Origin of the sequence: Nocardioides sp. 616 (assembly GCF_002930065.1) — a bacterium.
Taxonomy (GTDB): Bacteria; Actinomycetota; Actinomycetes; order Propionibacteriales; family Nocardioidaceae; genus Nocardioides; species Nocardioides houyundeii.
Map to the genome: position 1 here is coordinate 220,612 of NZ_POAG01000018.1, position 11,742 is coordinate 232,353.

An 11,742-nucleotide genomic window follows, 5' to 3' on the forward strand; every position below is an offset into this window, starting at 1 on the left:
CCGACGACTCAGTGGCCGAGGCCCCATCCCTGGTGGATGGGGCCTCGGTCCATTTCTGGGCTCGCCCCACCCCACCCGTGCCGCCCCACCCGGGCCGCCCGACCCGGGCCGCTCGGCACGGGCCCAATGGCACTGGGGCCGCTCTAAGCGGCGAGGTATCTTGGTGTCAAGGACCTACTCGGGTGGTGCGGGCCTCCTCATATGGGGGAGATTTGACCATTCGGGTGTTTAGTTGCCGCCCGGGCGGGCACTGTTGATGTCAGATCGGCTGTGTGGGTCCAACGAGGCGGCACACACATGACGAAGCAACAAGGAGGCCTTCGCGTGCACGACCAGTTCGATGTCACGCTGGAAGACGGCGACCTCCTGGGCGAGGTGGAACTCACCACCACGCTGATCATCGCTGCCAGCGAGTCCGAGGGGCCGCTGAGCGCTGAGGAGATCGACCGGCTGCTGGGTGTGTCGCCGGTGCCTCACCAACGCTGATCCGCTCCAGCTTTCCCAGACCCTGCACCTCACAGGTGCGGGGTCTTCTGCGTCTAAGGGCTTCCCACTTGAACGAGATACCCCCACGGGGTATACAGGAGGGGTGACCGAGACTGCGGAGCACCACCACGGCTACATCAAGAGCAAGGACGCCTACCTGGCCCGCCTGCGTCGGATCGAAGGGCAGGCCCGGGGGCTCCAGCGGATGGTCGAGGAGGAGAAGTACTGCATCGACATCCTGACCCAGGTCAGTGCCATGACCAAGGCGCTCCAGGCCGTCAGCCTCGGCCTGCTCGAGGAGCACCTGGGGCACTGCGTCGTGGAGGCCGCCCGAGCCGGCGACGCGGAGGGCCAGGAGAAGGTCGACGAGGTGATGGCAGCCATCACCCGTCTGTTGAAGTGAACGACCCCCACATCCGTCGAGGAGATCGACCCATGAGCGAGCACCACACCCAGAGCTTCACCGTCACCGGCATGACCTGTGCCCACTGCGTCGCATCGGTCACCGAGGAGGTGCGTGAGGTCCCTGGCGTCGAGTCGGTCGAGGTTGCCCTCGACACCGGTGCCCTGACCGTGACCAGCGCCGAGCCCCTCGACCAGGGCGCCATCGCCGCCGCGGTCGAGGAGGCCGGCTACGCCCTGGCATGAGCGCGGCATGAGCACCCCGGTCCGCCTCGTCGCCTTCCTGATCGGGCTGGTCGCCGCCTTCGCGGTGGCCGCCGGCATCGGGCGCGCCGTGGGCCCCCTCGACGTCGTGGTGGAGGAGCACTCCGCAGACGACGCCGCCCACGGTGACACGTCGGCCACGCACGGCGACGGGCACGAGGACGAGGACGAGGACGGACACGAGGAGGGGGTCCACCAGTCGGGCCCCGCGGCCGGCAGCACGGTCCCGGGACTGGTATCCCGCCAGGACGGGTTCGCCCTGCGGCTGGCCTCGCCCGAGGCGCGCGCCGGGAGGCAGGTCCCGCTCTCGTTCACGGTCGAGACCTCGAGCGGTCGATCGCTGCTGGACTACCAGACCGTCCACGAGCGGGACCTGCACCTGATCGTGGTCCGCCGCGACCTCACCGGCTTCCAGCACGTGCACCCCACGTTGGACCGCCGCACGGGGACCTGGTCCACGGCGCTCGACCTGACCCCGGGCACCTGGCGCGTCATCGCCGACTTCACCCCGCAGGGCTGGGACGGCCTCACGCTGGCTGACGACCTCTTCGTGCCGGGCGACTTCCGGCCCGAGCCCGAGCTGGCGGACCGCCGTACCGACAGCGTGGCCGGGTACGACGTCTCCCTGAGTGCCGACGCCGCCCCCGGCGTGGACACGGTGGTCTCGCTCACCGTCCAGCGCGAGGGTCGACCGGTCACCGACCTGAGCCCGTACCTCGGGGCGTCCGGTCACCTGGTCGCGATCCGCAGCGGAGACCTGGGCTACCTGCACGTGCATCCCGAGGAGGGGTCGAGCGGTCCGCGCATCGACTTCGCCACGAGCTTCCCCACCGCCGGCGTCTACCGGCTGTTCCTGGACTTCAAGCACCGAGGCGCGGTGCACACCGCCGACTTCACCGTCGTCGCCGGTGGCGCGCCCCAGGAGGCACACGGACATGACCACTGAGACCCCCACCGCCGCCGGGCCGACCCCGGCCAACGGGGACGTCGAGCTCGAGATCTCCGGCATGACCTGTGCGTCCTGCGCCAACCGCATCGAGCGCAAGCTCAACAAGCTCGACGGCGTCACCGCCTCGGTGAACTACGCCACCGAGAAGGCCCGCGTGCGGTTCCCCGAGTCGCTGGACACCGAGGTACTGCTGGACACCGTGGCCGCCGCCGGCTACTCCGCCACCCTGCCGGCACCGCCGGCGACGACCACCGACACCGTTCCGGCCGACCGGCGCGACCAGGAGCTGGAGGCGTTGCGCCAGCGCCTGCTCTGGTCGGCGGTGCTCAGCGTGCCGGTGATCGCGCTGGCGATGGTGCCGGCCTGGCAGTTCACCTACTGGCAGTGGGCCTCGCTGGTGCTCGCCGCCCCCGTCGTGGTGTGGGGGGCGTGGCCCTTCCACCGCGCCGCGGCCACCAACCTGCGCCACGGTGCCGCGACGATGGACACCCTGGTCTCCCTGGGGGTGCTGGCCGCCTTCGGCTGGTCGCTCTACGCCCTCTTCCTCGGCACCGCCGGCGAGCCCGGCCTCACCCACCCCTTCGAGCTGACCGTCGCCCGGGGCGACGGCTCGATGAACATCTATCTCGAGGCCGCGGCCGGGGTGACCACCTTCCTGCTCGCGGGGCGGTGGTTCGAGAAGCGGGCCAAGCGGCGCAGCGGGGACGCCCTGCGCGCGCTGCTGGAGCTCGGTGCCCGCGACGTGGCGCTGCTCCGCGACGGGGTCGAGACCCGGGTACCGGTGGAGCAGCTCGCCGTCGGTGACCAGTTCGTCGTACGGCCGGGGGAGAAGATCGCCACCGACGGGGAGGTCGTCTCCGGTACCTCCGCGGTGGACGCGTCCATGGTGAGCGGGGAGTCGGTGCCGGTCGAGGTTGCCCCCGGGTCCAGCGTGGTCGGCGCCTGCGTCAACGTCGGCGGCCGGCTGGTCGTCCGGGCCACCCGAGTGGGCGGCGACACCCAGCTCGCGCAGATGGCCCGGCTGGTCGAGGACGCCCAGTCCGGCAAGGCCGAGGTGCAGCGCCTCGCGGACCGGATCTCCGGCGTCTTCGTGCCGTTGGTGCTGCTGCTCTCCGCCGCCACCCTGGGGTTCTGGCTCGGCGCCGGAGGCGGCACCACGGCCGCGTTCACCGCCGCCGTGGCGGTGCTGATCGTGGCGTGCCCGTGCGCCCTCGGCCTGGCCACCCCCACCGCCCTGCTCGTCGGCACCGGCCGGGGCGCCCAGCTGGGCATCCTGATCAAGGGCCCGGAGACCCTGGAGTCCACCCGTCGCGTCGACACCGTGGTGCTGGACAAGACCGGCACCGTCACCACCGGTGAGATGTCGCTGGTCTCCGTGGTCGCTGCCGACGGCGAGTCGTCGGCGCAGGTGCAGGCGCTGGCCGCCGCCGTGGAGGCCGGCTCGGAGCACCCGATCGCCCGCGCCATCGTGGCCGCGACGCCCGGCCACCCCGAGGCCGTGGACCACGCGAGCGTGCCCGGGCTGGGTGCCGAGGCGGTGGCCGAGGGGCACTCGGTGGTGGTGGGCCGGCCCGCCCTGCTCGCCGAGCGGTCCCAACCCCTGGGCGCCGACCTGCGGCAGGCGATCGAGGAGGCCGAGGCCACCGGCGGCACCGCCGTGGCCGTCGGCTGGGACGGCGCCGCCCGGGGCGTGCTCGTGGTCTCCGACACCGTCAAGCCCTCCTCGGCGCAGGCGGTGCAGGCCTTCCGCCGACTGGGCCTGAGGCCGCTGCTGGTCACCGGCGACAACGAGGGCGCCGCCCGGGCGATCGCCGCCCAGGTGGGCATCGACGAGGTGGTCGCCGGGGTGCTGCCGGCCGAGAAGGTCGAAGTGATCAAGCGCCTGCAGCGCGAGGGCCGGGTGGTCGCCATGGTCGGCGACGGGGTGAACGACGCCCCCGCGCTGGCGCAGGCGGACCTGGGCCTGGCGATGGGCGCCGGCACCGACGTGGCGATCGAGGCCAGCGACCTGACGCTGGTCCGCGACGACCTGATGGCCGCGGTGGACGCCGTACGGCTGTCGCGGCGGACCCTGACCACGATCAAGGGCAACCTGTTCTGGGCCTTCGCCTACAACGTGGCGGCACTGCCGCTGGCCGCGGCCGGGCTGCTCAACCCCATGCTGGCCGGCGCCGCGATGGCGCTCTCCTCGGTCTTCGTGGTCACCAACAGCCTGCGGCTGCGCTCCTTCCACTGACCTCGCGCCTGCCCCGCCCCCGCGGCGCGAGGTGCCACAGTGGTGGGGTGAGCAGCAGCATCGAGCTGGACCAGGTCGTCAAGACGTTCGGATCCGTGCGGGCCCTCGACGGGTTCGACCTGCACGTGGGCACCGGGACGGTGCACGGGTTCCTCGGACCCAACGGCTCCGGCAAGTCCACCACCATGCGGGTGCTGCTCGGACTGCTGCGCGTCGACTCCGGGACCGCTCGGCTGCTCGGCGGCGACCCCTGGCGGGAGGCGGCGGCCCTGCACCGCCGGCTCGCCTACGTGCCGGGAGAGGTCACGCTGTGGCCCAGCCTCACCGGCGGCGAGGTGATCGACCTGCTCGGCCGGATGCGCGGCGGGCTCGACGAGGCCCGCCGGGCCGACCTGCTGGAGCGTTTCGAGCTGGACCCGAGCCGCAAGGCACGCACCTACTCCAAGGGCAACCGGCAGAAGGTGGCGCTGGTCGCCGCCCTCGCGTCGCGGGTCGAGCTCTACCTCTTCGACGAGCCCACCGCCGGCCTGGACCCGCTGATGGAGGCGGAGTTCCAGCGCTGCGTGCACGAGCTCAAGGCCGGCGGGGCAACGGTGCTGCTCTCCAGCCACATTCTCGCCGAGGTGGAGGCCCTGTGCGACCGGGTCACCATCATCCGTGCCGGGATCAATGTGCAGACCGGCACCCTGGCCGACCTGCGGCACCTCACCCGCACCCGGGTGATCGCCGAGACCGAGCTGCCCGGCACCCCGCTGGCCCGCCTCACCGGGGTGCACCACCTGGCGCAGTCCGACGGCCGCGTCACCTTCGAGGTGGACTCGGACCAGGTCGGCGAGGCGATGCGGCACCTGGCCGCCCTGGGGCTGCGCTCGCTCCAGGCGCACCCGCCCACCCTGGAGGAGCTCTTCCTGCGCGAGTACGGCGAGCAGGCGGTGACGTGAGCCAGCTGACCGGCACCCGGCACCTGGCCGGGCTCATCCTGCGCCGCGACCGGGTCCGGCTGCCCGTGTGGGTGCTCGGCACCACCGCGCTGACGGCGGTCTCGGCCCACGCCGTCCAGGACCTCTACGACACCCCGGTCAAGGTCGCCGGCTACCGGCGCACCGTCGAGGACTCCGCGGTGAGCAAGCTGCTCAACGGCACGGCGTACGGGGTGGACACCCTGGGCGGCATCGTCTCCTACGAGGTGACCGCGACCAGCGGGGTGATCGTGGCGCTGATGGTCGTCTTCCTGGTGGTGCGCCACACCCGCGGCGAGGAGGAGTCCGGCACCGCCGAGCTGCTGCGCGGGACCGTCACGGGCCGGCACGCCGCGACCGCCGCGGCGCTGCTGGTGGCCACCGGCGCCTGCCTGCTGGTGGGACTGCTCGACGCGGCGGTGCTGAGGACCGCAGGGCTCCCCGCGGGCGGCTCGCTGCTGCACGGGGCCGCGCTGGTCGGCGTCGGCCTGACGTTCACCGCGGTCGCCGCCGCGAGCGCCCAGATCACCGCCTCGGCGCGCGGGGCGCTCGGGCTGGCAGGCGCGGTGCTGGCGGTGCTCTTCGTGGTGCGCGGGGTCGGCGCCGTGCGCGACGACGCCCTGGTCTGGGCCTCGCCCTTCGGCTGGCAGCAGGAGGTCCGCGAGTACGGCGACCAGCGCTGGTGGCCGTTGCTGCTGCTGGTGCTGCTCGCGGCGGCGGTGTTCGCCGGCGCCGCCCAGCTCACCTCGCACCGCGACTTCGGTGCGGGGCTGGTGGCGGCCCGCGGCGGTCGTCCCCGCGCCGGCGTCCGGCTCGCCACCGCGTGGGGGCTCGCGCTGCGGACCCAGCGCGGTCTCCTCTTAGGCTGGACGGTCGGCCTGGTGCTCGCCGCGTGCCTCTTCGGCGCGGTGGGCCGCGAGGTGATCACCGTGGCGGAGAGCAACCCGGAGATCCTCGAGGTCTTCGGCGGGCGGCTCGACGACATCGTCCGCAGCTACTTCTCCTTCGTCATCCCGTTCCTGTGCGTCATCGCCAGTGCCTACGGCCTCACCTCGGTGCTGCGGCTGCGGCACGAGGAGGACGCCGGACGGGCCGAGCTGGTGCTCTCCGCGGGGATGGACCGCACGCGCTGGGCGCTGGGCGCCCTCGCGGTGACCGTCTTGGGCTCACTGGGCCTGCTGCTGCTGATGGGGCTGGGCGCCGGCGGCACCCACGCGCTGGTCTCGGGAGAGACCGAGCTCTTCTGGCCCCTGGTGGCCACGGCGCTGGCCCAGGCCCCGGCGGTGCTGCTGCTGGCCGCGCTCGGGGTGCTGCTGGTGGGCTGGGCGCCGCACCGCACCCTGCTGGCCTGGGCCCTCTTCGCCTTCGCGCTGGTGCAGGCCTATCTCGGCGAGCTGCTCGCGATGCCGGACTGGCTGGCGGGGCTCTCCCCGTTCTGGCACCTGCCCCTGCTGCCGGTCGAGGACTTCCGGGTGCTCCCGGCCGCCGTGCTGACCGCGCTCGCCCTGGCCTGCGCGGGCCTGGGACTGGTGGGCCTGCGCCGCCGCGACCTGACCTGAGGCCCTGACGTGAGGCCCTGTCGCGGTCCAGCCGGTGGGTGTGAGGATGGTCGACATGCCGAGCTCACAGGTGGTGGCCGCGGGAGGCGTCGTGCTCCGCAAGGCCCGTCGTGGCGGTGGGCACGAGGTCCTGCTGGTGCACCGCCCCCGCTACGACGACTGGTCCCTGCCCAAGGGCAAGCTCGACCCGGGGGAGCACGTCACCGCCTGCGCGATCCGTGAGGTGGCCGAGGAGACCGGGCTGCGGATCCGGCTGGGACCTCCGCTGCCCGACCAGCACTACCGGGTCGCGGCGGGGCTCAAGACGGTGCACTGGTGGGTGGCCCGGGTGGTGGGCGACGACGACGTCAGCTCCTACCTCCCCAACGCCGAGATCGACGCGGTCCAGTGGCTGGCCTGGGGCAAGGCGGTCAAGCGCCTCACCCGCGAGCAGGACCGCGCCACCCTGGCCGCCGCCAGGCCGCTGCGCCGGCGTACCCGGGCGCTGGCGGTGGTGCGGCACGCCGCGGCCCGTCCCCGACGCGGCTGGCAGGGCGACGACAGGCGGCGGCCGCTGAGCCCCGACGGCGAGGCCCAGGCCCGGCGACTGGTTCCGGTGCTCGCGGCGTACGACGTCTCGCTGCTGGTCTCCTCCAGCTCCACGCGCTGCGTCCAGACGTTGGCGCCGTACGCCCGCGCCACCTGGTCGCAGGTGACCGAGCGCGACGGACTGAGCGAGGAGGACGCCAGCGCCGAGGGGATCGCCGCGATCGCCGCCGGGCTGCTGGACGCCCCGGAGTCCGCGGTGCTGTGCACCCATCGGCCGGTGCTGCCCCAGGTGCTGGCCGCCCTCGGGCTGCCGGAGCACAAGCTGGAGCCCGCCGGGATGGTCGTGCTGCACCACCGTCGGGGCCGGGTGCTCGCCGTCGAGGAGCACCGCGCCCCCTGAGCCGCGACAACTCCTCCGGCCGAGTTCATCTTGCGTTCACCCGGGCTCGGGCAGCCGGTCACCTCGACTCCGCACAGTGGAGGAGTCAGAGAAGATCCAACCTGAGAATCCAGGAGCCAGAAGTGATCAGCACTTCTTTCCGCCGGGCCGTGGTGCCCGGTATCGCCGTCCTCGCGCTTGCGCTGGCCGCATGTGGTGGGGACGCCGGCGCTGACGGTGCATCCGGCACTGTCGCGGTCGACGGCTCGTCGACCGTCTACCCGATGAGCAACGCGGCCTACGAGCTGCTCACAGAAGAGAACCCCGACGTGAAGGTCACGGTCGGTGCCTCGGGGACCGGCGGCGGCTTCGAGAAGTTCTGCGCCGGGCAGACCGACATCTCCGACGCCTCCCGCCCGATCAAGGACGACGAGGAGGTGCCGCTGTGTGAGGAGAACGGGGTCGAGTTCACCGAGCTGCAGGTCGCCACCGACGCCCTGACCATCGTGGTGCACCCCGATCTCGCGGTCGACTGCCTCACCACCGAGCAGCTCGTCGAGCTGTGGGCCCCGGGCTCCAAGGTCACCAACTGGAAGCAGCTCGACCCGAGCTTCCCGGACCAGAAGATCTCGCTCTTCGGTCCCGGCGCCGACTCCGGCACCTACGACTACCTGGCCGCCGATGTCATCGGCGACGAGTCCGAGACCACGCGCGACGACTACGAGGCCTCCGAGGACGACAACGTGCTGGTCCAGGGCGTCGCCGGCACCGAGGGTGCCACCGGCTACTTCGGCTACACCTACTACGAGGAGAACGCCGACAGCCTCAAGGCGCTGGCCATCGACGACGGAAACGGCTGTGTCGCCCCGTCGGCCGAGGCCGCCCAGGCCGGGGAGTACACCCCGCTGTCGCGCCCGCTGTTCCTCTACGTGAACAACAAGAACTACGCCGACAACGAGGCGGTCGCGGCCTACCTCGACTTCTACATCGAGAACCTGGAGTCGATCGCCACCGCGGCCAAGTTCATCCCGCTGAGCGAGGACCTCTACACCCAGACCCAGTCGGCCCTCGAGGGCATGTCCGGCTGATGAACACCAGCAGCACGACGACGGGCCCGTCCGCACCGGCGGGCCCGTCGGCCGCGCCGCCGAGCCTCGCGGCTCGGCCGCGACCGGGGGAGGCCGTCATCAAGGTGCTCCTGGCCGGCTCGGCTCTGGCCTCCGTGGCGATCACCTTCGGCATCATCGGAGCACTGCTGGAGCCGGTCACCCACTTCTTCGGCCAGGTCAGTGTGGGCGAGTTCTTCGGCACCCACGGCAAGTACGCCGTCCTGCCGCTGGTCGGGGGCACGCTGATGACCACGGTGATCGCCCTGCTGGTCGCCGTACCGGTGGGGCTCGGCGCGGCGATGTACCTCTCCGAGTACGCCTCGCGTCGCAGTCGCAAGGTCCTCAAGCCGGTGCTGGAGCTGCTGGCCGGGGTGCCCTCGGTGGTCTACGGCTTCTTCGCCCTGTTCTTCGTCACCCCCACGCTGCTCCAGGGCTTCCTGGGGATCAACGTGGGCTTCACCAACGCCCTGGCCGCCGGCTTGGTGCTCGGCATCATGATCGTGCCCACCGTGGCCTCACTGTCCGAGGACGCCCTCTCCGCGGTACCGCAGGCGATGCGGCAAGGCTCTCTGGCGCTCGGCGCCAACCGGATGCAGACCACGCTGCGGGTGGTGCTGCCCGCCGCTCTCTCAGGGGTGGCGGCGGCAGTCGTGCTCGGCCTGTCCCGGGCGGTGGGGGAGACGATGATCGTCGCCCTGGCCGCCGGCGCCCGCAAGAACCTCTCCTTCGACCCGCGTGACCCGATGCAGACCATGACCGGGTTCATGGCCCAGACCGCCCAGGGCGAGAACCCGGTCGGCTCGGTGGACTACAACATGCTCTTCGCCGTCGGCCTGCTGCTCTTCGTGATCACCCTGGTCATCAACATCATCAGCATCACGCTGGTGCGACGCTTCAGGCAGGCCTACTGATGAGCTCCCTGATCGACCAGCCCGCGGACCGGTCCGCCGACCGCCCCGCAGCCAAGGCCGCCCGCGAGACGGTGCAGCTGACCGCCGGTCGCTCCCGCGACCGCACCCCCACCGCGCTGCTGTTCCTGACCGCGCTGTGGGCCTCGCTGGCCATCGCCGTGGTGGTGCTGGTGGCGCTCATCCTGGACACCGCGATCACCGGCGCCCCGCGCTTCGACACCGACCTGCTCACCCGCTACGACTCGACGCTGACGCCGGAGCGGACCGGGTTCCGGGCCGGCATCCTGGGCACGGTCTGGCTGATGATCAGCACCGCGCTGCTCGCCGTGCCGCTGGGCATCGCCGCGGCCGTCTACCTGGAGGAGTTCGCCGACTCCGAGCGCTGGTACAACCGGCTCGTCGAGGTCAACCTGCAGAACCTCGCGGCGGTCCCCTCGATCGTCTACGGGCTGCTCGCCGTCGGGGTCATGTCGATCCTGGGCTTCGAGCGCAAGGGGATCGTGCTCGGGGGTGCGATCGCGCTGGCGCTGCTCATCCTGCCGGTCATCATCATCACCACCCGCGAGGCGATCCGGGCAGTGCCGGAGGAGATCCGGTTCGGCTCGCTGGCGCTCGGCGCGACGGTGTGGCAGACCACCTGGCGCCAGGTCCTGCCCTCGGCCATCCCCGGCATCGCCACCGGGACCATCCTGGGCCTGTCCCGGGCCATCGGCGAGGCGGCGCCGCTGCTGATGCTCGGCATCCCGCTGGCGGTGCGGTTCGACCCCGACGGCGTCCTCAGCGAGATGACGGCGCTGCCGATGCAGATCTTCTTCATGACCTCGCAGTCCCAGGTCACCTACCAGCACGCCGCGGCCGCCGCGATCGTGGTGCTGCTGGTGCTGGTGCTGGCACTCAACGGCCTGGCCATCTTCATCCGCAACAAGTTCCAGAAATCCTGGTGATCCACATGCGCAAGCCCGGCACCATCACGATCAACCCCGACCACGACCCGTACGAGCCACACGTCCAGGAGGACCCCGTGAGCGTGTTCGCTCAAGCACATGACTCCGCCGTCCGCGAGCTCCCGGTGCTGCCCGAGGCGGTGATGGAGCTCGAGGCGCTCAACGTCTTCTACGGCGACTTCCACGCGGTGCACGACGTCTCCCTGGGCTTCGGGCGCAACGAGATCACCGCGCTGATCGGTCCCTCCGGCTGCGGCAAGTCGACCGTGCTGCGGTCGCTGAACCGGATGAACGACCTGGTGCCCAGCGCCCGGGTGGCCGGGCGGGTCACCTACCACGGGCAGGACATCTATGCCCGGGGCGTGGACCCCATCGCGGTGCGGACCCACATCGGGATGGTCTTCCAGAAGCCCAACCCGTTCCCCAAGTCGATCTACGACAACGTCGCCTACGGCCCCCGGGTGACCGGGATGAAGGTCGCCGACATGGACCAGCTGGTGGAGGAGTCGCTGCGCGGCGCGGCGCTGTGGGACGAGGTGAAGGACAAGCTCAAGCAGTCGGCCTACAGCCTCTCCGGCGGCCAGCAGCAGCGGCTGTGCATCGCCCGGACCATCGCCACCCGGCCGGACGTCATCCTGATGGATGAGCCGTGCTCGGCGCTGGACCCGATCGCCACCGCCCGGGTGGAGGACCTGATGCTCCAGCTGCGCCAGGAGTTCACCATCATCATCGTCACCCACAACATGCAGCAGGCCGCGCGGGTCTCCGACCGCACCGCCTTCTTCACCGCCCAGGCCGACGAGACCACCGGGGACCGGACCGGCCTGCTGGTGGAGTTCGACACCACCAGCGCGATCTTCTCCAACCCCGCGGACCGGCGTACCGAGGACTACATCTCCGGCCGCTTCGGCTGAGCGAGGCCGCTCAGGCGGGCTGGTGCTCGCGGGCGGCCGCGCGGTGCGCCACGGCACTACGTCGGGCGCTGCGGGCGGTGAGCCACAGGCTCACCGCGACGT

Annotated in this window: 12 protein-coding genes; all 12 read left to right on the forward strand. The window is 71.9% G+C overall.

All coding sequences use genetic code 11. The features are described 5' to 3' along the window. The first annotated feature begins 324 nt into the window (after positions 1–324). The 12 genes from C5H89_RS19145 to pstB all read left to right on the forward strand — a co-directional run bounded on the left by C5H89_RS19145 (position 325) and on the right by pstB (position 11,640). Entirely contained in the window at positions 325–486 is a 162-nt protein-coding gene (locus C5H89_RS19145; RefSeq protein ID WP_205304983.1) for a hypothetical protein, read from the forward strand. A gap of 103 nt (positions 487–589) precedes the next feature. Further along, on the forward strand, positions 590–889 hold the full coding sequence (locus C5H89_RS10940; protein WP_101523405.1) for a metal-sensitive transcriptional regulator: 300 nt from the start codon (positions 590–592) through the stop codon (positions 887–889). A gap of 32 nt (positions 890–921) precedes the next feature. Continuing rightward, complete coding sequence (locus C5H89_RS10945; RefSeq protein ID WP_104107049.1) at positions 922–1,134, forward strand: cation transporter; 213 nt, start codon at positions 922–924, stop codon at positions 1,132–1,134. 7 nt (positions 1,135–1,141) lie between these two features. Continuing rightward, positions 1,142–2,098, forward strand: a complete 957-nt coding sequence (locus tag C5H89_RS10950; protein WP_104107050.1) for a hypothetical protein — start codon at positions 1,142–1,144, stop codon at positions 2,096–2,098. Further along, on the forward strand, positions 2,088–4,337 hold the full coding sequence (locus C5H89_RS10955) for a heavy metal translocating P-type ATPase (protein WP_104107051.1): 2,250 nt from the start codon (positions 2,088–2,090) through the stop codon (positions 4,335–4,337). The genes C5H89_RS10950 and C5H89_RS10955 overlap by 11 nt, the downstream gene beginning before the upstream one ends. A gap of 47 nt (positions 4,338–4,384) precedes the next feature. After that, positions 4,385–5,278 carry an ABC transporter ATP-binding protein gene (locus C5H89_RS10960; RefSeq protein ID WP_104107052.1) on the forward strand — a complete coding sequence of 298 codons (894 nt, stop codon included), beginning with the start codon at positions 4,385–4,387 and terminating at the stop codon, positions 5,276–5,278. Continuing rightward, on the forward strand, positions 5,275–6,855 hold the full coding sequence (locus C5H89_RS10965) for a hypothetical protein (protein ID WP_104107053.1): 1,581 nt from the start codon (positions 5,275–5,277) through the stop codon (positions 6,853–6,855). The genes C5H89_RS10960 and C5H89_RS10965 overlap by 4 nt, the downstream gene beginning before the upstream one ends. A gap of 55 nt (positions 6,856–6,910) precedes the next feature. After that, positions 6,911–7,783 (forward strand): NUDIX hydrolase, encoded by an 873-nt coding sequence (locus C5H89_RS10970; protein WP_240181810.1) that lies wholly within the window; start codon positions 6,911–6,913, stop codon positions 7,781–7,783. 122 nt (positions 7,784–7,905) lie between these two features. Further along, positions 7,906–8,850, forward strand: a complete 945-nt coding sequence (locus C5H89_RS10975; protein WP_104107055.1) for a PstS family phosphate ABC transporter substrate-binding protein — start codon at positions 7,906–7,908, stop codon at positions 8,848–8,850. Then, positions 8,850–9,782, forward strand: coding sequence for a phosphate ABC transporter permease subunit PstC (pstC, locus tag C5H89_RS10980; RefSeq protein WP_104107056.1), 933 nt, complete (start codon positions 8,850–8,852; stop codon positions 9,780–9,782). The genes C5H89_RS10975 and pstC overlap by 1 nt, the downstream gene beginning before the upstream one ends. Further along, positions 9,782–10,726 carry a phosphate ABC transporter permease PstA gene (gene pstA, locus C5H89_RS10985; RefSeq protein ID WP_104107057.1) on the forward strand — a complete coding sequence of 315 codons (945 nt, stop codon included), beginning with the start codon at positions 9,782–9,784 and terminating at the stop codon, positions 10,724–10,726. The genes pstC and pstA overlap by 1 nt, the downstream gene beginning before the upstream one ends. Positions 10,727–10,869: 143 nt before the next feature. Then, positions 10,870–11,640 (forward strand): phosphate ABC transporter ATP-binding protein PstB, encoded by a 771-nt coding sequence (gene pstB, locus C5H89_RS10990; protein ID WP_240181816.1) that lies wholly within the window; start codon positions 10,870–10,872, stop codon positions 11,638–11,640. Positions 11,641–11,742 lie beyond the last annotated feature (102 nt).